The 25,231-nt window shown below is 44.9% G+C and carries 19 protein-coding genes; 9 read left to right on the top strand and 10 right to left on the bottom strand.

The genetic code is table 11. The features are described from left to right. Positions 1-31: 31 nt before the first annotated feature. Positions 32-2,431: a penicillin-binding protein 1B gene (mrcB, locus tag ACED28_RS06345; protein WP_371709508.1), complete on the bottom strand. Its 2,400-nt coding sequence runs from the start codon at positions 2,429-2,431 to the stop codon at positions 32-34. Continuing rightward, positions 2,428-4,866, bottom strand: a complete 2,439-nt coding sequence (hrpB, locus tag ACED28_RS06340; protein WP_371709532.1) for an ATP-dependent helicase HrpB — start codon at positions 4,864-4,866, stop codon at positions 2,428-2,430. The genes mrcB and hrpB overlap by 4 nt, the downstream gene beginning before the upstream one ends. A gap of 94 nt (positions 4,867-4,960) precedes the next feature. On the opposite strand from hrpB, the gene sfsA reads away from it, so the two are divergent. The 7 genes from sfsA to panC all read left to right on the top strand — a co-directional run bounded on the left by sfsA (position 4,961) and on the right by panC (position 11,062). Continuing rightward, positions 4,961-5,719, top strand: coding sequence for a DNA/RNA nuclease SfsA (sfsA, locus tag ACED28_RS06335; protein WP_009847580.1), 759 nt, complete (start codon positions 4,961-4,963; stop codon positions 5,717-5,719). 135 nt (positions 5,720-5,854) lie between these two features. Beyond that, a complete protein-coding gene (gene dksA, locus ACED28_RS06330) occupies positions 5,855-6,301 on the top strand; it encodes an RNA polymerase-binding protein DksA (protein ID WP_009847581.1) in 447 nt (148 codons plus the stop codon). A 148-nt stretch (positions 6,302-6,449) separates the two neighbouring features. After that, complete coding sequence (gene gluQRS, locus ACED28_RS06325; RefSeq protein WP_009847582.1) at positions 6,450-7,352, top strand: tRNA glutamyl-Q(34) synthetase GluQRS; 903 nt, start codon at positions 6,450-6,452, stop codon at positions 7,350-7,352. Between the two features lie 156 nt (positions 7,353-7,508). Then, positions 7,509-8,864: a polynucleotide adenylyltransferase PcnB gene (gene pcnB, locus ACED28_RS06320; RefSeq protein WP_371709507.1), complete on the top strand. Its 1,356-nt coding sequence runs from the start codon at positions 7,509-7,511 to the stop codon at positions 8,862-8,864. Then, positions 8,861-9,346, top strand: coding sequence for a 2-amino-4-hydroxy-6-hydroxymethyldihydropteridine diphosphokinase (gene folK, locus ACED28_RS06315; protein ID WP_009847584.1), 486 nt, complete (start codon positions 8,861-8,863; stop codon positions 9,344-9,346). Before pcnB ends, folK begins: the two co-directional genes overlap by 4 nt. Before the next feature lie 22 nt (positions 9,347-9,368). Continuing rightward, positions 9,369-10,163 carry a 3-methyl-2-oxobutanoate hydroxymethyltransferase gene (panB, locus tag ACED28_RS06310; RefSeq protein WP_009847585.1) on the top strand — a complete coding sequence of 265 codons (795 nt, stop codon included), beginning with the start codon at positions 9,369-9,371 and terminating at the stop codon, positions 10,161-10,163. An 8-nt stretch (positions 10,164-10,171) separates the two neighbouring features. Beyond that, the gene (gene panC / locus ACED28_RS06305) at positions 10,172-11,062 is read left to right on the top strand and encodes a pantoate--beta-alanine ligase (protein WP_009847586.1); all 891 of its coding nucleotides are present in this window, start codon (positions 10,172-10,174) and stop codon (positions 11,060-11,062) included. A 170-nt stretch (positions 11,063-11,232) separates the two neighbouring features. Here the strand turns inward: panC and ACED28_RS06300 are convergent, their stop codons facing one another. The 3 genes from ACED28_RS06300 to ACED28_RS06290 all read right to left on the bottom strand — a co-directional run bounded on the left by ACED28_RS06300 (position 11,233) and on the right by ACED28_RS06290 (position 14,876). Continuing rightward, on the bottom strand, positions 11,233-12,003 hold the full coding sequence (locus tag ACED28_RS06300) for an ABC transporter permease (protein ID WP_009847587.1): 771 nt from the start codon (positions 12,001-12,003) through the stop codon (positions 11,233-11,235). Between the two features lies 1 nt (position 12,004). After that, entirely contained in the window at positions 12,005-12,922 is a 918-nt protein-coding gene (locus ACED28_RS06295) for an ABC transporter ATP-binding protein (RefSeq protein ID WP_009847588.1), read from the bottom strand. 322 nt (positions 12,923-13,244) lie between these two features. After that, positions 13,245-14,876, bottom strand: a complete 1,632-nt coding sequence (locus tag ACED28_RS06290; RefSeq protein ID WP_029223085.1) for a SulP family inorganic anion transporter — start codon at positions 14,874-14,876, stop codon at positions 13,245-13,247. Positions 14,877-15,162: 286 nt separating this feature from the next. Between ACED28_RS06290 and can the strand changes: the two genes are divergently transcribed. After that, complete coding sequence (gene can, locus ACED28_RS06285) at positions 15,163-15,822, top strand: carbonate dehydratase (protein WP_009847590.1); 660 nt, start codon at positions 15,163-15,165, stop codon at positions 15,820-15,822. Positions 15,823-15,917: 95 nt separating this feature from the next. On the opposite strand, the gene hpt is transcribed toward can, so the two are convergent. After that, on the bottom strand, positions 15,918-16,448 hold the full coding sequence (hpt, locus tag ACED28_RS06280; RefSeq protein WP_009847591.1) for a hypoxanthine phosphoribosyltransferase: 531 nt from the start codon (positions 16,446-16,448) through the stop codon (positions 15,918-15,920). 337 nt (positions 16,449-16,785) lie between these two features. Between hpt and ACED28_RS06275 the strand changes: the two genes are divergently transcribed. Further along, positions 16,786-17,391 (top strand): LuxR/HapR/OpaR family quorum-sensing transcriptional regulator, encoded by a 606-nt coding sequence (locus tag ACED28_RS06275; RefSeq protein ID WP_012604737.1) that lies wholly within the window; start codon positions 16,786-16,788, stop codon positions 17,389-17,391. Positions 17,392-17,828: 437 nt separating this feature from the next. On the opposite strand, the gene lpdA is transcribed toward ACED28_RS06275, so the two are convergent. The 4 genes from lpdA to pdhR form a co-directional block, all read right to left on the bottom strand. Beyond that, a complete protein-coding gene (gene lpdA / locus ACED28_RS06270) occupies positions 17,829-19,256 on the bottom strand; it encodes a dihydrolipoyl dehydrogenase (RefSeq protein WP_017106891.1) in 1,428 nt (475 codons plus the stop codon). A 242-nt stretch (positions 19,257-19,498) separates the two neighbouring features. Then, positions 19,499-21,397 carry a pyruvate dehydrogenase complex dihydrolipoyllysine-residue acetyltransferase gene (aceF, locus tag ACED28_RS06265; protein ID WP_371709506.1) on the bottom strand — a complete coding sequence of 633 codons (1,899 nt, stop codon included), beginning with the start codon at positions 21,395-21,397 and terminating at the stop codon, positions 19,499-19,501. Between the two features lie 26 nt (positions 21,398-21,423). Beyond that, complete coding sequence (gene aceE / locus ACED28_RS06260) at positions 21,424-24,087, bottom strand: pyruvate dehydrogenase (acetyl-transferring), homodimeric type (RefSeq protein WP_017101226.1); 2,664 nt, start codon at positions 24,085-24,087, stop codon at positions 21,424-21,426. Positions 24,088-24,149: 62 nt separating this feature from the next. Next, the gene (gene pdhR / locus ACED28_RS06255; RefSeq protein ID WP_029225519.1) at positions 24,150-24,911 is read right to left on the bottom strand and encodes a pyruvate dehydrogenase complex transcriptional repressor PdhR; all 762 of its coding nucleotides are present in this window, start codon (positions 24,909-24,911) and stop codon (positions 24,150-24,152) included. Positions 24,912-25,231 lie beyond the last annotated feature (320 nt).

Raw genomic sequence — 25,231 nt, 5'->3', positions numbered from 1 at the left:
ACTATCCTTGTCATTCTTTTCTGTTATGACTTTACCACTGAAAAAGCTTCTTTAGCCACTGTTTTGGTTGACTTTCACAGCCCTTTTTAATGCTGCCACTTTCATCCCAGACCGGCAATTTGACTGTACCACCACAGTCAAACTCTAACGCCCCTTCAGAAGTTCGAGTAAAGCTAGCGGTCGCAATTCCTGTTGGCCAAGGCAGTAATAGTTGTTCAGGCGTTCTTTGCTTCAGATAATCGGCATAGACACGCAACGCACCGCTAGAACCGGTTAGTTTAGTCGGTTTATTATCATCTCGGCCTAACCAAATCGTCGTGACTTCACGACCATCAACACCCACGAACCAACTGTCACGGCTGTCATTACTTGTGCCCGTTTTACCAGCTAACCCAGCCCATGCAAACTGACCTTGTAAGAAACGACCTGTACCTTCCGATACACCCCGCTTCATCGCATAGGTTGTTAACCAAGCTGCCTGCTGGTCAACGCTTTGCGATACACGAGGAATCGATTGATACAGAACTTCGCCATCATTATCAACAACAGAACGAAGTGCAGACAAAGGCGCAATGCGACCAGAGTTGGTAATGGTTTGGTACATCTGAGCAACTTGGAACGGAGTCAGTGAGAACGAACCCAAAAACATCGACGGTACTGGGCGAATCTCATTTTTATCGACACCCAGCTTACCAATGGTGTCCGAGACGCTATCAATGCCTAACTGCATGCCTAAACGAACGGTAGGTACGTTATAAGACTTAGAAAGCGCCACATACAAGGGCACATCGCCACGGAACTTACGATCGAAGTTTCTTGGGCTCCATACGCTGCCCTTACTACCTTTCAAGCTCAGTGGGGTGTCCTTCAATGTTGTCGCCAACGTATACTTCTGAGGTTGTTCCAATGCGGTTAAGTAGATGGCAGGCTTAACCAAAGAACCAATAGGGCGACTCGCATTCAAAGCACGGTTAAAACCATCGTAACCGGTACGTTTACCACCAACCATCGCTCGGATTTCACCAGTATTGCGATCCACGGCAATCGCTGCGGCTTCCAGTTTGTTACCTGCCGTTTTCGATAAATCAGGCACTTTACGAGCAATCGACTTTTCTAACTTGTCTTGGGAAACGGGATCCAGAGAGGTAAAGACTCGAATCCCTTTTTTCGCTTCAAATCGATCGCCTACATACTTCTTAAGCTCAATGTTTACTTGCTGGAAGTAAGCTGGCTGACGACTAGCAATACGTGGATTGTCTTGAATATCCAAATCACGACTCGCCGCTTCTTCGTATTGTCGCGGAGTTAATATGTCTTGCTGCATCAATAAGCGAAGAACCAGATCGCGTCGAGTCTTAGCACGCTCAGGGTAACGAACCGGATTGTAATACGAAGGGCCTTTCACCATACCCACCAGCAATGCTAGTTGATCGATGCGGAGCTCTTGAATAGGTTGACCGAAATACAAACGAGATGCCAAGCCGAAACCATGAATCGCTTGCCCACCATTTTGCCCAAGGTAAACCTCGTTTAAGTAAGCCTCTAGAATACGGTCTTTGCTGTAACGATGGTCCAAGATAAGCGCAATGTAGGCTTCACGAACCTTACGCCACAATGTACGTTCACTGGACAAGAACAGGTTTTTTGCCAGCTGTTGTGTCAGCGTACTACCCCCCTGTACCGTTCGCCCAGCTTTGACGTTAACGACCATTGCACGAGCGATTGCTAATGGCGATACCCCATCGTGTTGATAGAAGCTTCGGTCTTCAGTTGCTAATAAGGCATCAACCATCACTTCTGGGAACTGATTACGTTTTAAGAACAGGCGTTGCTCATCGTTACTTTTTTCAAGCATACCCAACATTTTCGGCTCAACACGTAGATAGCCCATGTCGCCTTTCTTCTCTAGCGACTGTATACGAGTTAACTCGTTACCGTTGAAATGCAGCATTACATGACGATCCGCTTCAGGTCCATCGACAAACTCGAACGGACGACGAATCATTTCAATCTTGGTTGAAGAAGAAGAGTACTCACCTGGGTGACGAGGAGAATTCACTTTACGGTAATTAAGTACATCCAGTTCATTCTTAACCTGTACCACACTCACCGCAGTCCCCGGAGACAGATCCAACACACGAGCATAAACAACGGTTGGCAGATCAAAAAGCTGACCTTCAAAACGCTGCTTAACCACTGAATCCAGATAAATACCGACGAACAACAGCAATGCGGCAAGTGCTAAGCCAGCTTTCCAAGAAATGCCCCACAGAATCTTCAACCAACCTCTCTTGCCAGACGGCTTAGCCTTAGGTTTAGTCTTTTTCGCTGCTGATCTTGGCTTTCTAGGCTTGCCTTTGGTCGCTGGTGACTTCTTTGCTGGCGCTTTTTTAGGTGGTGCCTTTTTTGGCGTTAACATTTTGGTCATCATCGGTTCAACTGTCGTTTGGTTTTAGTGGTTGCTACATGATTAGCAGGGTCATCCGGCCAAGGATGTTTTGGGTAACGGCCTTTCATCTCTTTTTGTACTTCTTTGTACGCGCCAGCCCAAAAGCCGGCTAAATCCTGAGTAATTTGCAGTGGTCGTTGCGCAGGAGAAAGCAACTCAAGCACCACCTTTTTACGCCCTTGGGCAATCAAGGGGGAATCTTGCTCACCAAAGACTTCCTGCATTCGAACAGAGATCATTGGCTCAGATTTATATTGATAACGAATCGACTTCTTACTGCCCGTTGGCATCAGGTAATTAGTCGGTAGCCATTGATCTATTTCTTGATTCAGAGGCCAGCCAAGATAAGCCGACAATGCTTGTTCAATCGATACATTCGACAGCCCTTTGGCTGACTTAATGCCATTCAGATAGGGTGATAGCCACTCATCAAGATGTTCAATCAAACTCGCATCATCCATCGCTGGCCAATCATGCTCTGGCATCCAAAGCAGTGCGCAGCGTACACGCTCAACGAGCTGTTTAGCTGAAGACGTCCAATGTAAGCGCTCCAGTCCGCAGCGAGCGATATAATTGAGTAGCGCTTGGCTCGCCTGATTCGCATCGGGTTCTGGTAAAGCTTTGGTGCTGATAATCAACTTCCCCAAAGACACTCGCTGCTCTGCCACTAAGCGACCACGTTTCTCATCCCAATCGGCGTAATCGGAACACACAAACAGTTTTGGAAATTCAACTTCTAGCTGCGCAATATCAACCGCGGTAGCTAAGAAAACTTGACTGGCTCGCCCTGTGCTGCGCATCAAATCAATCACAACGATATAGTCATTATTCGCCAATGGATCATCATCACGAACTTCAGCACCGTGACCATTCGCCAGAAGAAAAGCACAGCTGCTCGCACTTCTCGCTTGTGCAATTCGGTCTGGGAATGCAAAACAAAGCACTAATGGTAGCAATGATTCGTCAACTTGTGACAAATCTAAGTGATGATTGAGTTTGCTGGCGAGACTTTTCGCTCGCTGCATCACAACACTGTTTTTCGAGTGCTTTCTTTGCTTAAGTCGATGTAGCGAGTGTTGAATATCCGTCACATTGCGTTCCGGATCTTCGAGTAAAGCGGCAGCGACAATCGCGACATTCAACAAGGCTTGGCTGTTTTGTTGCGCTTTGATCAGCATACTAGCGATACGCGGCTCAATGCCTAGGCGCTGGGCTTGCTTACCGATCGAAGTGAACTGCCCATTAGCGTCTAACAGTTCCAGATTTTGTAAGAGTTGCTTACCTTGTTCTGTTGAAGCTTTTGGTGGAACGTCTAACCATTGCAGTTCCTCAGCACTCGCAGCGCCCCATTGCGTCAATTCAGACACCAACGAAGACAAATCAGAATGAAGAATTTCAGGTTCTGGTACAGCAGGTTGCTGCATAAGCTGTGTTTCGCTGTACAAGCGAACACACAAGCCCTCTTCGATTCGCCCTGCTCGACCCGCTCTTTGCTCAGCAGAAGACTGCGAAATTTTCACTTGTTCAAGCTTGGTAATACCGGTTTTCAAATCAAACTTTGCAACTCGTTCTAACCCCGAATCAACCACTAAACGAATCCCCTCAATCGTCAAAGAGGTTTCCGCAATGTTAGTGGCCAATACCACTTTTCGACGCCCTTTCACCGATGGCGCGATCGCTCTCTGCTGCTGTTCAAAACTCAATTGGCCATACAACGGACACACGTCAATATCACTGACAAGTTGCCCAAGTTGTGATTCCACTTGTTTTATCGCCGAGACACCCGGTAAGAAAGCCAAAAGTGAACCCGATTCTTTCTCCATCAGAGATTGAATCACCTTAGCCATTTTAGGTGCTAAATATTCATTCGAGCCTAATGGCTGATAGTAGAAGTCGACAGGGAAAGTTCGGCCTTGCGATTCAACATACTTGGCATCAGGTAACAAAGATTGCAGAGCGTGTTGATCTAAGGTTGCCGACATCACCACCACTTTTAGATCGTCACGCAGCGCATCTTGGATCTCCAAGCTGAACGCCAATGCAGTATCTGCGTGAATGCTGCGTTCATGAAATTCATCAAAGATCACCATATCAACCCCAGTCAATTCAGGGTCGGTTTGGATCATTCTCGTCATGATCCCTTCAGTCACGATTTCCAAGCGAGTCGCACTACTGGTTTTAGATTCACCACGAACCCTAAAACCTGTGCTCTCTCCCACTTTCTCTCCTAGTTGGCTCGCTAAGTAAGTAGCAATATTCCTTGCAGCCAAACGCCTTGGTTCAAGCATAATGATTTTGCCTTGAACGGCATTAGCCTTAACCAACTGTAAAGGGAAGAATGTTGACTTACCGGCACCGGGAGCGGCCTTTAGAATAAGTTGAGTGTGTGTTTGTACGCCAGCGAGCAGATCTGGCATCACAGCTTCTATGGGCAGTTGTGGCAATGGGTGAACCTTGTGGTGTAATGTTGGCAACATTGTACATAAAAACCTACCTCTCTAAATAAGTAATATGCACTTCAATCCTCCATTAGAGCCAGCGACTCTTATTAAACGCTATAAACGCTTTCTCACTGACATCCAACTTCCAGACGGCAGCGAGCGTACTATCCACTGCGCTAACACCGGAGCGATGACAGGATGTGCGACTCCTGGCAATACGGTGTGGTACTCAACGTCAGACAATGCAAAAAGAAAGTACCCAAACAGCTGGGAGATCTCAGAAACAGACAAAGGTCACCGTATTTGTGTAAATACTGCGCGGGCAAACCAGCTAGCGGTGGAAGCAATTGAAAATGGGACTATAGTTGAACTCTTAGGTTATAACGCGTTACGAACCGAAGTGAAATATGGCAGTGAGAATAGTCGCATTGATATTCTGCTTGAAGATAACGAAAAGCCGCCTTGCTATATCGAAGTAAAAAGCGTCACTTTGCTCGACGAAGAAGTGTCAACTAAGCAACAAATATCAACTAAACAACAAGCGTCGACCGAAGGGCAAGGTTTTTTCCCTGATGCAGTGACAACTAGAGGCCAAAAACACCTGCGAGAACTCACAGAAATGGTCGAATCTGGAAGTAGAGCCGTCCTTTTATTCACTGTTTTACATTCAGGCATTGAAAAAGTGTCTGCGGCACACCATATAGACGCCAAATATTCGTTATTACTAAAACAAGCACAAGACGCTGGAGTTGAAGTGCTTTGCTATAAAGCAGAGCTCAGCAGTACTCAAATACAACTAAAACAAGCCGTTGAATTTATCAATAGCTAAGCAAAAATGCTGAACTATTCACATTGATTGCAAGTTTTAACAAGAGTATTTGCCACCATTCGTTCTTTCTGCTATAGATACCCGCCTTAAAATTAGCTGCTTTGCAGTTGACTAGGTGTAAATAGGAGATGCTGTATGCCAGAATCTAAGAAAAAAGCGCTAGGCATCCTAGCCATCGCAGGTGTTGAACCGTACCAAGCAAAGACAGGTGAAGAGTACATGTCACCTGAGCAAACGGAACATTTTACAAAAATTTTATCAGCTTGGCGCAACCAGCTCAGGGAAGAAGTTGATCGTACTGTGCACCACATGCAGGACGAAGCAGCGAATTTTCCAGATCCTGTTGACCGAGCTTCTCAAGAAGAAGAATTCAGCCTAGAGTTACGTAACCGTGACCGTGAGCGCCGTCTTATCAAGAAAATTGAGAAGACACTAGATAAGATCGAAGAAGACGATTTCGGCTTCTGCGACTCTTGCGGTGTCGAGATTGGTATTCGTCGTCTTGAAGCTCGTCCAACTGCTGACCTTTGTATTGACTGTAAAACACTTGCAGAGATCAAAGAGAAACAGATGCAAGGTTAATTCTTGCGGATGTAAAGAAAGGGAGCTTTGGCTCCCTTTTTTGTTTGTTTTAAAAAGTGGTTTATATCGTTGTTGATAGCGATAAACTAATCACCAAACGTCTTAAGAATCGGCTACTGCGGTACCATCAAGATTAGGTTTCTCACTCATGAATTATATCGGACGCTTTGCACCATCACCGTCAGGTCCTCTTCATTTTGGCTCACTGGTTGCTGCTCTTGGTAGCTACTTTCAAGCGAAATCTAACCAAGGACAATGGTTAGTTCGTATGGAAGACCTCGATCCGCCAAGAGAAATGGCTGGCGCTGCAGACCTCATTCTTAAGACGCTTGAGGCTTACCACCTGTATTGGGACGGTGAAGTCGTTTATCAAAGCCAGCGTCATGACCTATATCAAGCTCAAATTGATCAATGGGTCACTGACAATCAGGCCTACTACTGTCAATGTACCCGTAAGCAAATAAAGTCCTTGGGTGGGTTTTATAGTGGCCACTGCCGAGACAAAGGTTTGGTTGATTCAGGCGAACAGGCGGTGCGCTTGTGTATGGACTTTCCCATCGAGTCCTTTGACGATGTTCGTCACGGCACGATTCAAATTCCCAAAGCATTGGCTGAAGAAGATTTTATTATCAAGCGCAGAGATGGGTTGTTTGCCTATAACTTGGCAGTTGTCCTTGATGACATCGAACAAGGGGTAACAGAAGTCGTTAGAGGTGCAGATCTGATAGAACCAACAGGTCGACAAATCAGTTTGTATAAGACGCTCAAGCAAAAAAACGTGAGCTACTTGCACTTACCATTGGCAACCGATGGCTTGGGGAATAAACTGTCAAAACAAAATCATGCCACCGCGATAGATCTCGACAACCCAAAACCGACGTTAATCAATGCGATGCGATTCTTAGGTTTTAATATCCCGAATGCTCTTTTCGAGGCGTCAATAGATGAAATTTTATTGTGGGGCTGCCAGCAATGGAACGTCTATCAGTTACCTGATAGTTTACAAAAAGAGCACAGCAATGAGTTCGAAACTAACGGCAAATCGCAATAACGATACATAAAAATACCGTAACAAATACCTGTGACTAAGCAGACGATGTTCTCAAATGGCTCGCGCTAAGCTATTATTAGCCGCAATTAAACTCTGCACTACCACTTTGGACTAAGAGAAAAACAAAGCTGGCGATACCTACTTTGTTATAAACTAATGAATACAAACGACAATACCCCAAGCGAACAACGCGGATTCCACGAATTAGCTCTGAATATTTATACTCGTCAAGAGCACAATATTTCACGCAAGCAGATCAGCGACAATGCACTTAAAGTGTTATATCGCCTGAATGGTGCGGGTTTTGACGCATTTCTAGTCGGTGGTGGTGTACGCGACATCTTATTGGGCTCTCAGCCAAAAGATTTTGATATCGCGACCAACGCAACGCCAGAGCAAATCAAGCACCTATTCAGAAACTGTCGCCTTATCGGTCGACGTTTTCGCTTGGCACATATCATGTTTGGTCGTGACATCATTGAAGTAGCAACTTTCCGTGGCCACCACCAAGAGCCATCGAAAAACGTTTCTGCGCAATCTGAAGAAGGTATGTTGCTACGCGATAACGTGTACGGCAATGTTGATGAAGATGCAGAACGTCGTGACTTCACAATCAATGCGATGTACTACAACATTGCAGACTATAGCATCCACGATTACGCGGGTGGTGTAGAAGATTTAGAAGATAAGCTGATCCGCCTGATTGGCGATCCAGAAACGCGTTACCGCGAAGACCCAGTACGCATGCTACGTGCAATGCGCTTCGCCGCTAAACTGGATTTTGATATTGAGGAAGATACAGCCGACCCAATTGAAGAGTTAGCACACCTTCTAAAAGATATCCCAGCAGCGCGCCTTTACGAAGAGTCTCTAAAATTACTGCAATCAGGTCACGGTTTAGAAACCTACCACTTGATGCGTGAGTACAACCTGTTCCAGCAGATGTTCCCTTCAGTAGCGGAACACTTCACAGAAGGCTACGACTCACATACCGAGCAGATGCTTGATTTGGTACTCGACTCGACTGACCTTCGCATCGAAGATGGCAAGCGAGTAAACCCCGCGTTTATGTTTGCTGCAATGCTTTGGTACCCAATGAACAAGTTGGCAGACAAGCTTGTCGCTGAACAGGGTATGGCGCACTACGATGCGATCATGGAAGCAAGTAACATCATTCTTGATCGACAAGTAAAATCAATTGCGATTCCTCGTCGCCATACCGCAACCATTCGCGAAGTTTGGCAACTGCAACTACGACTGCCTCGCCGCAACGGTAAACGTGCCGTTCGCCTGATGGAACTCAATAAGTTCCGTGCTGGCTACGATTTCCTAGAAATGCGTGGCGAAATTGAAGGTGGCGAAACCAAAGAACTAGCAAAATGGTGGGAGCGTTATCAGACAGCAGGACGCAATATGCGTCAAGCGATGGCTAATGACGTAGCAGCACCATCAAAGTCGGGTCATCGCCGCCGTAAGACTTACAGGAACAAAAAGAGTAAGCAATCAAAATGATAACGGCTTACATTGCGGTCGGCAGTAATCTTGCCGACCCTGTTAGCCAAGCAAACTTGGCTATCGAAACGCTAAAGAATCTTCCGCGAACAACGTTTGTTGCGACCTCACAGCTATATAGTAGCACTCCAATGGGGCCGCAAAACCAACCCGACTACATCAACGCGGTAGTAGCAATTAAAACAGAATTAACGCCAATTGAACTGCTTGATTGCACTCAAAAGATCGAGCAAGAGCAAGGGCGCGTCCGTAAAGACGAGCGTTGGGGTCCAAGAACCTTGGATCTCGATATCGTGTTATACGGCAATGAGGTGATCGATTCAGAGCGCTTAACCGTTCCTCATTACGGAATGAAAGAAAGAGAGTTTGTGCTCTACCCGCTTGCTGAAATCGCACCAAGTTTACAACTCCCTGATGGGACTGAGCTGACAGAACTACTAAAAATAGTAGATAAGAACGGGCTCAATGTTTGGCAGCAATAGCCAAGCGCATTAAGGAAAATCAATGAAAAAAGTAACCATTAACGACCTAATCAAGTGCAAACAAGAAGGCCGTAAATTCGCGACGTCGACAGCTTATGATGCGAGTTTTGCTCAATTATTCGAAAGCCAAGATATGCCAGTTCTACTTGTCGGTGACTCACTTGGCATGGTTCTACAAGGTCGTAACGATACATTACCAGTAACCGTTGAAGATATTGCTTACCATACTCGCTCAGTGCGTGCCGGTAGCCCAAACTGTCTTCTTATGGCTGACATGCCATTCATGAGTTACGCCACACCAGAGCAAGCCTGTGAGAACGCAGCAACCTTAATGCGCGCTGGTGCGAATATGGTGAAAATCGAAGGCGGAAGCTGGTTGATTGAAACTGTGAAGATGCTAACAGAACGTGCTGTACCAGTATGTGCACACTTAGGCTTAACGCCTCAATCGGTAAACATTTTTGGTGGTTACAAAGTTCAAGGTCGTGACAACGAGCAAGCCGATAAAATGGTTGCTGATGCGCTAGCACTACAAAATGCAGGTGCTCAAATCGTTCTTCTTGAATGTGTACCAGCTTCATTAGCAAAAAGAATTACAGAAGCTTGTGACGTACCGGTTATCGGCATCGGCGCAGGTAATGTTACCGATGGTCAGATCTTGGTTATGCATGACATGTTCGGTATTTCTGCGAACTACATGCCGAAATTCTCTAAGAATTTCCTAGCTGAAACAGGTGATATGCGTAAAGCCGTCGCTCTATACAAAGAAGAAGTAGAGAGCGCACGTTTCCCTGATGATGCTCATACAATCGCTTAGGAGTAACTATGCAAACTTTTGCTGAAATAGCGGCTCTTCGTGAGCAGATTAAACAGTTTAAGCGTGATGGACGTACGGTTGCTTTTGTCCCAACAATGGGAAACCTACATGAAGGTCACCTAACTCTGGTCAAGAAAGCTCGTGAACTGGCTGACATTGTTGTTGTAAGCATTTTTGTTAACCCAATGCAGTTTGATCGCGCCGACGACCTAAATAACTACCCTCGTACGTTAGAAGCCGATTTAAACAAACTAACAGGCGAAGGTGTTGAGTTAGTCTTTACGCCAACACCAGAGGTTATGTACCCAGATGGATTGGACAAACAGACGTTTGTTGAAGTCCCTGGTATATCTCATATGCTTGAAGGTGCCTCTCGCCCAGGTCATTTCCGCGGTGTATCAACAATTGTCACGAAACTGTTTAATATCGTTCAGCCAGACTTTGCATGCTTCGGTGAGAAAGATTTCCAACAACTTGCTGTGATTCGCCAGATGACAACTGACTTAGCGCTAGACATTGAAGTTGTGGGCGTAGCGACTGTTCGTGAAATGGATGGTTTAGCCATGAGCTCTCGCAATAGCAACCTAACGATTGATGAACGTCAGCGAGCTCCAGTTCTAGCGCGCACTATGCGTTGGATCAGCAGTGCTATTCGTGGTGGTCGTGATGATTACGCGTCTGTCATTGAAGATGCAACAGACCAACTACGCGCAGCAGACCTACAACCGGATGAAATATTCATTTGTGATGTAAAAACGTTACAAGCGATCACTTCAGAATCGACTCAAGCAGTGATTCTAATGTCGGCTTTCCTAGGTAAGACTCGTCTTATCGACAACCAAGTTTTAGATTTGGTCACGGAAACGAAAGAAGAAGTGAAAGAAGAAACTGCTGAGTAATCGCTTTCTTCTCTTTACGTAAACCAGGTTATACCGCAAAGCACAAATGAAAAACATAAAAAAGGTCGATGTAATATCGACCTTTTTCTTTGCCTGCGATTCAGGATAATTAATAGCTCCTAGATAACTAATAGATCCTGGATAACTAATAGCTCTTGGATAACTAAAAGTTAACTACGTAAGCCGATCCCCTTTGTAACTAAGTAATGTGCAATGCCATACAGCACGACAATAAACACACCTAGTACGCCAAACGACGTCACAATACCCACATCAGACACACCCAAAAAACCATATCTAAACGCGTTTACCATATACACGATAGGGTTCAACTTCGATACACCTTGCCAGAATTCAGGCAATAGACTGATCGAGTAGAACACACCACCGAGATACGTCAGCGGCGTTAAAATGAAGGTTGGGATAATAGAAATATCATCAAACGTGCGTGCGAATACCGCGTTGATCAAGCCACCCAGAGCAAACACAACCGACGTGAGAAATACCGTCGCAATGATCACGCCCCAGTGGTCGACTTGAAGGTCAACAAAGAACAGCGATACAAAGGTGACGATAGTGCCCACTAACAAGCCACGCACCACGCCGCCCATTACGAAGCCGGCGATAATCACGTAGTTAGGAACAGGTGCTACAAGCAGCTCTTCAATGTTCTTCTGGAATTTGGCACTAAAGAACGATGAAGCAACGTTGGAATATGAGTTGGTGATCACCGACATCATGATCAGACCGGGCACAATGTATTCCATGTAGCTAAAGCCATTCATTTCACCAATACGCGCACCAATCAGGTTACCGAAGATGATGAAGTAAAGCGTCATGGTAATCGCTGGCGGCACCAGAGTTTGCACCCAGATACGCGTGAAGCGATTGATCTCTTTGGTCAACAAGCTGCAGAAAGCGGTCCAATATAGGCTGTACATATTATTTATTCCCCTCACGGACGATACTCACAAATAGCTCTTCTAGGCGGTTTGCTTTGTTACGCATAGAGAGAACTTTTACCTGCTGCTCACTCAATTGATCAAAGATGGTATTCAAACCTCGATTCTTGTCGATTTCGATTTCTAGCGAGCCATTAACCATCACTTGGCTATTCACACCTTCAAGTTTAGGTTCAGTCGCACCCTCTTCAAGATCAAGAATAAAGGTCTCGGCACTCAACTTACCCAACAGCGACTTCATTGTGGTGTTCTCAATCAACTCACCACGATTGATGATACCAATGTTACGACACAGCATTTCCGCTTCTTCTAGATAGTGCGTAGTTAAAATAATGGTGATGCCCTGCTTCTCGTTGATCTCCTTGAGGAATTCCCACATTGAACGACGCAATTCAATATCAACACCCGCCGTTGGTTCATCAAGAATCAACAAATGAGGCTCATGCATCAGTGCACGCGCGATCATCAAACGACGCTTCATACCACCAGATAAGTTACGCGCACGTTCGCCACGCTTTTCCCACAAATCGAGCTGAGATAAGTACTTTTTAGCGCGTTCTTTAGCAAGAGCTTTCGGTACACCGTAGTAACCGGCTTGTTGTAGCACGATCTGCTCAACCGTTTCGAACGGGTTAAAGTTAAACTCTTGCGGGACTAAACCTAAGTTCAACTTCGCTAGCTCCAGATCGGTATCAATGTCGTAGCCAAACACTTTCACCTTGCCTGACGTTTTATTAACCAGTGAAGAGATAACACCAATGGTGGTGGATTTACCCGCACCATTTGGGCCAAGTAGTGCGTAAAAGTCGCCTTTTTCTACTTGTAAACTCACGCCCTTAAGAGCCTCAAAGCCCCCTGCATAAGTTTTTCTTAGTTGCTCAATTTCTAATGCATACATAGAGATAGACTGCCATTTGCTATAGATAAGATGTTGATGGCCGAATTTGAGGAAGAGAGTAATGCTTAATACGAGCTAGCAGAAAACTAACTCAAACTTGTTTACTCGGCCATTTTGCAAACAAGTTTATCGTTGATTAACGATTAACACAAATACCGAGTGAGGCTTTCTTTCGAAAGCGAACAAGAATATTAGGTACGTAAAGAGCAATTCAGTGTTCAGTAAACATAAAAAATGCCGTTAAGTTATTAACTTAACGGCATTAATCACCAATACTATATTTGCCGTCTATAACTGATTCATGTGAAATTATTGCTGAAGATTAAACCGAGTCAAATTGATGTTCATCTCTATCAACATAGCTTGTTGCAGCTGTCAGGGCTTCATATCTGAATCGATAAGTATTGGATTCAGGTACAAGGTCAATCACATGGAATTTTTCTAATTGCTGACGAGTATTCTCATTAGGACACAATAAGTACACTTCACACTGCGCATCTAGGGCATCTTTAATCGCATTTTCTAGCGCTAAGCCAACGGTAACATCAATCATAGGCACATCAGTTAGGTCTAAGATCATCGCTTCATAATCAGAAATGCTCGAGTGTTGACGTGAGATCGCTTTTGAAACACTGAATATCATCGGCCCAGAAAGGTAGAAGAACAGCACTTTACCATTGGCACTATCCAGTAACTGACGTTCACTGTCAGTCAATGGGATATCGTCTTCATCATCGCCATCACTGATCGCCTTAACTTGTCTAGCTTGCTCTCGACTCAGCCTTTCAATGATCAGAATGTTTGAGATAAAAACGCCCAGCCCGACCGCAATAATTAGATCAACGAATACGGTTAATAACATCACACCGTACATGACACCCATGCCGGCATAACTCACCTTGTGTGCGCGCTGAATAAAACTCCAATCAAGGATGTTGAAACCGACATACATCGCGATACCAGCCAACACAGCCATAGGGATCGGTTCTGTTAAGCCTCCCGCAACCAATACCACTAGCGCAAGCACCAAAGCACGAATAACACCAGAAAGCGGAGAACGAGCCCCTACCTGAATGTTGGTCACGGTGCCCATGGTTGCGCCCGCACCGGGTAGCGCACCAAACAGACCAGAAATCATATTCGCAATGCCTTGGCCACGAAGTTCTTTGTCTGAATCATGCTCTTTACGAGTCAATGAATCTCCGATAACCGCAGTCAAAAGCGTATCAATACAACCAAGAGTACCTAGCACCAAAGCATCGATCACCATTGTGGTGAATTGCTCAGAACTGATAGTCGGAATAACAAGAGAAGGTAAGCCTGCGGGAATTTCACCAATACGGCGAATAGAGTCGGTATCAAAGATAATAACGGATAAGAGCGTTACAGCCACTAAAGCGACCAATTGAGCGGGCACATACTTACGATATTTAGCTGGGAAACCGAAAAGGATACCAAGCGTTAATACCCCTAAAAACAGCTCGCTGACTTTCAGATTAGCTAGCGTATCAGGAAGTGCCGAAAGTGTGCCCATCACTCCGCCAGAAGGGGCTGCGTGCCCTAGCAAAGGAGAAAGTTGCAGAATGACAAGAATCACGCCGATACCGGACATAAAGCCAGATATCACGCTATATGGCATCAAAGTGACGTACTTTCCTAGCTTTAATGTACCGAGTAATATCTGAAAAGCACCCGCCATCATTACCACGGTAAAGGTCATTGCCATCCCGGTTTCAGGGTACTTGGCCACCATGCTGGTCATTACTGCCGTCATGATCACTGTCATCGGCCCGGTAGGCTCTGATATCAAGCTGCTTGAGCCACCAAACAATGCCGCAAATAGGCCCACCATGATGGCGCCCCAAAGGCCAGCTTCCGCGCCCGCACCAGAAGCGACACCAAATGCCAACGCTAAAGGCAATGAGATGATGGCTGTAGTTACACCGCCAAACATATCTCCTTTGAGATTGATATCCGTAAAACGACTTCCAAACAAAACACACCTTCCTGATGATGAAATGACAAACCTTATCACTTTAACAAATGTATCAACGGTTCAGAAAGTGTTAATTTAATCACACTATTCGTCTCTTATATTCGGATTATGCCTTTTACGCTAAGTTAATGATTTTAACGACTAGTACACGTCAGATGAGTACTATTTGACACAGTTTTTACAAGATTGAATTTGTAACATTGTGTATAGTTAGAGTTCTTAATTAAGGGATGTAAGACGCAAAATGCCAGAGATTAAACAGCTTTTTGAAAACAACTCTAAATGGTCAGAAGAAATTCGCTCTCAACGACCAGAGTATTTTACAACGCTTGAAGAGGGTCAAAGCCCTGGTTTTCTATGGATAGGCTGCTCAGATAGCCGCGTTCCAGCCGAGCGTCTCACTGGTTTGTATTCTGGCGAACTGTTTGTTCACCGAAATGTCGCTAATCAAGTAGTTCATACCGACCTAAACTGCTTATCAGTAGTGCAATACGCTGTCGATGTACTCAAAGTGAAACACGTTATTGTTTGTGGTCACTACGGCTGTGGCGGTGTTAACGCAGCGATAGATAACCCTAAACTGGGTCTTATCAACAACTGGCTACTCCACATACGCGATAACTATCTTAAGTACCGTAAGCAAATTGAATCTCTGCCTCGTGAACAATGGGGTGACAAGTTATGCGAAATTAACGTTGCAGAACAAGTCTACAATCTTGGTAACTCGACCATCATGCAAAGCGCATGGGAACGTGGACAAGATATTGAAATCCACGGTGTGGTTTATGGTATTGGTAATGGCAAACTGCAAGATCTTGGTGTTCGTTGCTCAAGTAATGACACTTTAGAAAACAGCCATTTAGCGGCACTTGATAAAATCCTATCGTCTCCAATCCTAGGTTAATTCTTAACGTCTAACCAATAGATATAAGAAAGAATAGATATAAGAAAGGCTCGCATTGTGCGAGCCTTTTTTGTTTGTGTTCAACAGAGCCGTTATTACTCTTGAGGTACAACTTTACCGATGTACGGTAGGTGACGATATTTTTGTGCGTAGTCGATACCCACACCAACAACGAATTCATCTGGGATTTCAAAACCAATCCACTTTGTGTCTACAATGACTTCACGACGAGAAGGCTTGTCTAATAACGTACAAATTTCGATAGATTTAGGACCACGCAGGCTCAGAATTTCTTTTACTTTAGTCAGCGTGTTACCAGTATCGATAATGTCTTCTACAAGTAGAACATCTTTACCTTGGATGTCATCATCAAGGTCTTTCAAAATACGAACATCACGTGAGCTTTCCATGCCGTTGCCGTAGCTAGAGGCTGTCATGAAATCCACTTGGTGAGTTAAATCGATAGCACGAGCAAGATCCGCCATAAAGACAAAAGATCCGCGCAATAAGCCAACTAAAACTAGATCTTCGCTACCTTGGTAGTGCTCCGTGATCTGCTTGCCTAGTTCGTTCACTCGATCCTGAACTTCTTGCTCAGAGATCATGACTTCAACTGTATGCTTCATACTGCTCTCATTTTATTTGGTGATTGCGACGAATGTTGACACTTTCGTCAGTTGTGTCGCTCAATTTTGTGCGTAAGTCTAGCACTGCTCAAATACCCACACCACCTTATGGTTCGAATTTACTGTTAGATTCTCAATGAAATGTGCATTGGTGCGTTATCCAATACTCGCATCCTTTCACATCAACACTGATCACGCTTTATGTATCAAGTTTGATGTAACTGTCTATAAAACAAGCACAAGGGATTGACCATTCACATATGCACCATTACACTCATCTTGGCTTAAATAATAATAAAATCATTAATATAAAAATTCGTTGGCAAGGAAAAACAATATGGACTCAATAACGAAGAGACCTAGAACTAGGCTTTCACCCTTAAAAAGAAAACTTCAATTGATGGAAATCGCACTTGAAGTATTCTCTCGCCGTGGCATTGGCCGCGGTGGACACGCTGACATTGCCGACATCGCTCAGGTGTCAGTAGCAACAGTATTTAACTACTTCCCTACCCGTGAAGATCTGGTTGATGAAGTACTTAACCACGTTGTTCGTCAATTCTCGAACTTCCTTTCAGACAACATTGACCTAGATATTCACGCAAAAGAAAATCTACATAATATTGCGACTGAAATGGTGACGTTAGTGGCTCAAGATAGCAATTGGTTAAATGTATGGTTTGAATGGAGCGCTTCGACTCGTGATGAAGTATGGCCTCTGTTTGTAACCACTAACCGCACTAACCAGATGTTGGTACAAAACATGTTTAGCAAGGCGATTGAACGCGGCGAAGTCTGTGACGATCACGATCCTAAACATCTAGCAAATCTATTCCACGGCATTTGCTACTCGCTATTCATCCAAGCGAAACGTGTAGATACGCAAGAAGAACTTTCGACCTTGACGGATAGCTACTTGAACATGCTGTGCATTTATAAGTAGATTCGATCTTCGAACAAAACTAAAGGGTTGGCTTTTACGCTAACCCTTTTTTATTTCCTCTCACCTAATCAATTCCCTATTCCTTCCTTCGTCAGTCTAGAGAATGACAGGAGTATAGAGCTACAGTTCTCACCTTTACGCTAGTGATATCATCAAAGCATAAGCTTCAACACTTCACTTCGTCATCCTCAAGAGCGAGGGACGAGCGAGTTGGGGATCTCTTACAGGCAGGCAGCCATCTTTCTTCAGACATAAAAAAGCCGCTGACGAATCAGCGGCTTTTATAATCTAGATATACTCAAAATAATTGGAGTTGCAGCTAGGTGACCCTTTCTTTGTTAAGTGACTGAAGTTCAGCCCTATGAGCATAGATTTACTATGTGATTAGGGTGAACTTACGCAGTTAACAACGCTGCGGCTTCAAGTATGAAGAGTATTTACTTTTTCTTTTTCACTGCTTTCTTATTTGGAAGGTCAGTGATTGAACCTTCGAATACTTCCGCAGCAAGACCAACAGACTCGTGTAGAGTTGGGTGAGCGTGGATAGTCAGTGCGATATCTTCTGCATCACAACCCATTTCGATTGCTAGGCCGATTTCGCCAAGAAGTTCACCACCGTTAGTACCAACAACAGCACCACCGATTACGCGATGAGTCTCTTTATCGAAGATCATCTTAGTCATACCGTCAGCACAGTCTGAAGCGATTGCACGACCAGAAGCAGCCCAAGGGAAAGTAGCAACTTCGTAGTTCAGGCCTTCCGCTTTCGCTTCTTTCTCAGTCTTACCTACCCAAGCTACTTCTGGCTCAGTGTACGCAATTGATGGGATTACTTTAGGATCGAAGTAGTGCTTCTTACCAGAGATAACTTCAGCAGCTACGTGACCTTCATGCACACCTTTGTGAGCAAGCATTGGTTGACCAACAACGTCACCGATCGCGTGGATGTGAGGAACGTTAGTACGCATTTGCTTATCAACATTGATGAAACCACGCTCATCAACTTCGATACCCGCTTTTTCAGCGTCGATAAGTGCACCGTTTGGAACACGACCGATAGCAACAAGAACAGCATCGTAGCGCTCAGCTTCAGCTGGTGCTTTTTTGCCTTCCATTGAAACGTAGATACCATCTTCTTTCGCTTCAACAGCAGTAACTTTAGTTTCAAGCATTAGCTTGAACTTGTTCTTGATGCGTTTAGTGAAGACTTTAACGATGTCTTTATCCGCAGCTGGGATAACTTGATCGAACATCTCAACAACTTCAACTTTAGAACCTAGAGAGTGGTAAACCGTACCCATCTCAAGACCGATGATACCGCCGCCCATGATAAGCAGTTTTTCTGGTACTTCGTTTAGTTCTAGTGCATCCGTAGAATCCCAAATGCGTGGGTCTTCATGTGGGATGAACGGAAGTTTGATTGGGCGAGAACCCGCTGCAATGATTGCATTATCAAAGTTAATTGTTGTCGTTTCTTCGCCAACAACTTCGATGCTGTTAGGACCAGTAAACTTACCGAAACCGTTAACAACAGTAACATTACGCATCTTAGCCATACCGCCAAGACCGCCAGTCAGTTGATCAACTACTTTGTCTTTCCAGATACGAACTTTGTTGATGTCCGTTTGTGGCTCGCCGAATACAACGCCGTGCTCTGCCATCGCTTTTGCTTCTTCAATTACTTTAGATACGTGAAGAAGTGCTTTTGATGGAATACAACCAACGTTTAGACATACACCACCAAGAGTGCTGTAACGTTCAACTAGTACTGTTTCTAGACCTAAATCCGCACAACGGAATGCCGCTGAGTAGCCAGCAGGACCTGAACCAAGTACAACAACTTGGGCTTTAATTTCTTTGCTCATTGTGACCTCTTGTAGTCATTATCCCTAACAGGCTGAGTAGATGTTCTTAAAATTATTGGGCTTTCAAACAGGAAACATTTTACAGAGATGTTAACAGTGTGAAAGTAGCTTTAAGTTAGCCTGTGAGCTAGACAACAATTCCCCCGCAGTTTATGAGAAATGCCGGAAACTGTTCTCTAAAAATAGTCTTTATATAAAGAATTAAGGTGACCCGAAAGTCACCTTAATAATTACTTTCTCAATTACAGTACTAGACGACGAATGTCAGATAGTGCGCTGTTTAGGAAAGTAATGAAGCGTGCACCTTCAGCACCATCGATCACACGGTGATCGTATGATAGAGACAGTGGAAGCTGTAGACGTGGTTGGAACTCTTTGCCATTCCAAACTGGCTTAATCTCAGACTTAGATACACCTAGGATACCTACTTCTGGAGCATTTACGATTGGTGTAAATGCAGTACCGCCAATACCACCAAGGCTAGAGATTGTGAAACAACCGCCTTGCATGTCTGCCGCTGTTAGCTTACCAGAGCGTGCTTTCTTAGAAACAGCCATTAGCTCTTCAGATAGCTCGTAAATGCCTTTCTTGTTCACGTCTTTGAAGACAGGAACAACTAGGCCGTTTGGTGTATCAACAGCGATACCCACGTTTACGTACTTCTTAAGAATGATGCTTTCGCCATCTTCAGAAAGAGAAGAGTTAAATGCTGGGAATGCTTCTAACGCTTTAGCAACAGCTTTCATGATGAACACAAGTGGAGTGATCTTCATGCCAGTGTCTTTCTTCGCTTCGATTGCGTTCTGTTCTTTACGGAATGCTTCTAGCTCAGTGATATCTGCGTTGTCCCACTGTGTAACGTGAGGGATCATTACCCAGTTACGGTGCAGGTTAGCGCCAGAGATCTTCTTAATCTTAGAAAGCTTCTGAACTTCCGTTTCGCCGAACTTGCTGAAGTCAACTTTTGGCCATGGTAGTAGACCAAGAGCAGAACCATCGCCGCCTTTGCCAGATGCTGCTGCACCAGACTCAAGACGCTTAAGTGCATCTTTAACGTAAGACTGAACGTCTTCTTTAAGTACACGACTCTTACGACCAGTACCTTTAACTTTCGCTAGGTTCACACCGAATTCACGAGCTAGACGACGAACAACTGGAGATGCGTGAGCGTACTCGCCGTTCTCTTGGAAGTCGCCAGCTGCTGGAGCTACTGCTTCAGCTTTAGGTGCAGGTGCTGCTGCCGGAGCTGCTGCTTGTGCTGGAGCTGGAGCCGCTACTGGAGCTGCGCCTTCAACCGGAGTGCCGGCCACAACGAAAGTCATGATTGAAGAGCCTGTTGACACTTTGTCGCCAGCTGCAATCTTGATCTCTTTTACTGTACCAGCGAATGGTGCAGGCACTTCCATTGAAGCTTTGTCGCCTTCAACAGTAATTAGAGATTGCTCTTCTTCTACTGTATCGCCAACCGCTACCATGATTTCAGTAACTTCTACTTCGTCGCCACCGATATCAGGAACGTTCACTTCTTTCTCAGCAGATGCTGCTGGAGCCGCTGCAACTGGTGCCGCCGCTGGAGCAGGAGCTGCTGCAACTGGAGCGTCAGAACCTGCCACTTCAAATACCATCACTAGAGAACCAGTAGATACTGAATCACCAGAAGCGATCTTGATTTCTTTAACGATACCAGCGAATGGTGCAGGTACTTCCATTGAAGCCTTGTCACCTTCAACAGTAAGAAGAGATTGCTCTTCTTCTACTGCGTCGCCGATAGCTACCATGATTTCAGTTACTTCAACTTCATCACCGCCGATATCAGGAACGTGAACTTCTTTAAGCTCAGCTGCTGCAGGAGCAGCTGCAACTGGTGCCGCCGCTTCAACTGCTGGAGCAGCCGGTGCTGCTGCAGCACCTTCCGCTTCGAAGATCATGATAAGAGAACCAGTAGAAACAGAATCACCTTCTGAAATCTTGATTTCTTTAACGATACCCGCTTGAGACGCAGGAACTTCCATTGAAGCTTTGTCGCCTTCAACAGTGATCAGTGACTGCTCTTCTTCAACCTTGTCGCCAACGTTTACAAGAATCTCAGTTACTTCAACCTCGTCAGCACCGATGTCTGGTACATTAATTTCGATTGTCATTGTATTTACCTACCTTAATGCCAGTCTTATGCGTATTGCGGGTTAGTTTTTTCAGTGTCGATATCGAACTTAGCAATTGCTTCAGCAACAACAGACTTCTCGATATCACCACGTTTAGCCAGTTCAGTTAGAGCTGCAACTACGATGTAGCCAGCGTTAACTTCGAAGTGACGACGTAGGTTTGCACGGCTGTCAGAACGGCCGAAACCATCTGTACCAAGTACTTTGTAAGACTCAGTTGGCATGTACGCACGTACTTGCTCAGCGTAGTTCTTCATGTAGTCAGTCACTGCGATTGCAGGTTCTTTACCAAGAACAGTCGTGATGTACGGTACTTTCTCTTCAGCTTCTGGGTGAAGCATGTTGTCACGCTCTACCGCTTGGCCGTCACGAGTTAGTTCGTTGAACGACGTTACAGAGAATACGTCAGATGCTACGCCGTACTCTTCGCTTAGAATTTCAGCGGCTTTACGCGCTTCGTTCATGATAGTACCAGAGCTCATTAGTTGAACTTTGCCCTTAGCACCAGCGTGAGACTCAAGCTTGTAGATACCCTTACGAATGCCTTCTTCAGCGCCTTCTGGCATAGCTGGCATTGCGTAGTTCTCGTTCATTACTGTTAGGTAGTAGTAAACGTTCTCTTGGTTCTCACCGTACATGCGACGGATACCGTCTTGCATGATAACCGCTAGCTCGTAAGCAAACGTTGGATCGTAAGAGATACAGTTAGGGATCGTGTTCGCTTGAATGTGCGAGTGACCATCTTCGTGCTGTAGACCTTCACCATTCAGTGTTGTACGACCTGCAGTAGCACCTAGTAGGAAGCCACGAGCTTGTTGGTCACCAGCCATCCACGCCATATCGCCTACACGTTGGAAACCAAACATTGAGTAGTAGATGTAGAACGGGATCATTGGGAGATCGTTCGTGCTGTATGATGTTGCAGCTGCAACCCAAGAAGCCATTGAACCTAGCTCGTTGATGCCTTCTTGTAGAACCTGACCTGAAGTCGCTTCTTTGTAGTAAGAAACAATGCCTTTATCTTCTGGCGTGTATTCTTGACCGTGTGGGTTGTAGATACCAATCTGACGGAATAGACCTTCCATACCGAACGTACGAGCTTCGTCACAGATGATAGGAACGATATTCTTACCAATGTTCTTGTTCTTAAGCAAGATGTTTAGCGTACGTACGTAAGCCATAGTTGTAGAGATATCACGCTTCTGCTCACCTAGTAGAGGTGCGAACTCTTCTAGCTCAGGGGTTTTGAATTCTTGAGTGAACTTAGGTAAACGCTGTGGCGTGTAACCTTTTAGGTCTTTACGACGTGCATGTAGGTATTCATACTCAGCTGAACCTTCTTCAAGCTTCAGGTATGGAAGTTCTTTTACTGCTTCGTCAGTTAAGATATCTTGAAGACCTAGGCGATCACGTAGGTGTAGTACGTGAGTCATGTCCATCTTCTTAACTTGGTGCGCTATGTTCTTACCTTCAGCCGCTTCACCCATGCCGTAACCTTTAACAGTCTTCGCTAGGATTACTGTCGGACGACCTTTAGTTTCTGCTGCATTTGTGTAAGCTGCGTACAGCTTAGAAGACTCGTGACCACCACGCTTAAGAGCGAAGATTTCGTCATCAGTCATGTCTGCAACTAGTGCAGCTGTTTCTGGGTACTTACCAAAGAAGTGCTCACGTACGTATGCGCCATCTTTAGATTTGAATGTCTGGTAGTCACCATCGATAGTTTCGTTCATTAGTTGAAGAAGCTTACCAGTCGTGTCTTTAGCTAGCAGAGAATCCCAGTTGCTACCCCAGATAACTTTAACAACGTTCCAACCGGCGCCTTTAAATAGGCCTTCAAGTTCTTGGATGATGCTACCGTTACCCATTACAGGGCCGTCTAGACGCTGTAGGTTACAGTTGATTAGGAAACATAGGTTGTCTAGCTTCTCACGCGCAGCGAAAGAGATAGCACCACGTGATTCTGGCTCATCCATCTCACCGTCACCTAGGAACGCGTATACACGCTGACCTGAAGTATCTTTCATGCCACGACCTTCAAGGTACTTAAGGAAGCGCGCTTGGTAGATAGCAGAGATAGGGCCTAGACCCATAGATACTGTCGGGAACTGCCAGAACTCAGGCATCAGTTTAGGATGCGGGTAAGAAGGGATACCTTTACCATCAACTTCTTGACGGAAGTTATCTAGCTGATCTTCAGTTAGACGACCTTCAACGAATGCTCGAGAGTAGATACCTGGAGAGATGTGACCTTGGTAATAAACTAGATCGCCACCGTCCGTCTCATTTGGAGCACGGAAGAAGTGGTTGAAACATACTTCGTAGAACGCTGCAGCTGACTGGTAAGAAGCCATGTGACCACCAAGGTCTAGGTCTTTCTTAGAAGCACGCAATACGATCATGATTGCGTTCCAGCGAATAATCGAACGAATACGACGCTCAAGAGTTACGTCACCAGGGTAAGCTGGCTCTTGTGCTGCTGGAATTGTGTTGATGTAGTTTGTGTTGATGCCTGTAGCCATATCAACACCATCTAAACGCGCTTTATCTAGAACTTGTTCTAGTAAAAACTGTGCACGTTCTACACCTTCTTCACGTACTACTGACTCAAGAGCTTCTAACCAATCTTGAGTTTCCAGAGCATCAACGTCATGCTTCATGTTAGACATGGCGATCTATCCTTTTTGTTAGTTGGATTCTACTAAACACGTAAAAAGCCGAAGTATTACGGCTATTTACCCTGTTGAATTCGACGTAAAGAACGTTCGCGGCGCGACTCTTCTTTGGTCAAATCCAGCAATGTTTCTTCGATGTAAGCTAAATGAGAATGTGACATTTCACGCGCCTGTTCTGGCTGCCCTGAAACGATCGCATCTACAATGTTAGCTCGATGTATACTCACTTTCTCCACAACGTCTTTACGACGATGCAACAGCTTTAAATTTTCTAAGACATTTTGTTCGAGTAACGGAGCCAAGCTACGAACAATGTGCAATAACACCACATTGTGTGCTGCCTCTGTTAAAGCAATAAGAAAAGCCATCACAGCTGCAGACTCGGCTTCAATATCACCCTTATCTTGCGCACCGCGAATTTTTTCTTGGCATGCTTGAATTCGAGCAAAGTCTTCATCAGTACCACGTAATGCCGCGAAGTAAGCCGAAATCCCTTCCATCGCATGACGCGATTCCAACAAGTCTAGTTGGGTTTCAGAATGGGAGGACAACAAATTAAGCAAAGGATCTGAAAAGCTTTTCCAGATATTTTCGCTAACAAACGTACCTCCACCTTGACGGCGAGTAAGCAAGCGTTTTGCTTCTAAACGTTGTATCGCTTCTCGGATTGAAGGACGAGACACATCGAACTGTTTCGCCAGTTCACGCTCAGGCGGCAGTTGCTGCCCTGGAGCCAGTGTTCCTTCCACTATCAACCTTTCTAACTCTTGTTCGATAACGTCCGAGAGTTTTGGCTGACGAATCCTTTGATAAGCCATAGTTTGTTGTTCTTCTTTTTCTTCGCTGACAATTGGTATTACCAATTTTAAGTTGGGCAGAAATTAACATAATTAAAACGCCACTGTCCAGACTAAAATTGACCTGAATCATAGAACACAGCACGAATTAACCATGATTTAACAAATGAAATTTAAAACAGCAACCAATTTGGTCTTACCATTTACAGGGGTAATACTTTTGGGGAGTATCCGTGCTAGAAAGTTTCAGGATAAAAATGGATTGTTTCAGAAAGATGAGTGCCACTTGATTAAAAATCAAACCAAGCGCACATTAGAGGTAGAAATCCTGTTCATAAGTT

Source organism: Vibrio sp. 1F253 (genome assembly GCF_041439295.1).
GTDB classification, from domain to species: Bacteria; Pseudomonadota; Gammaproteobacteria; order Enterobacterales; family Vibrionaceae; genus Vibrio; species Vibrio tasmaniensis_A.
This window is presented reverse-complemented; position numbering and strand designations above follow the sequence as displayed.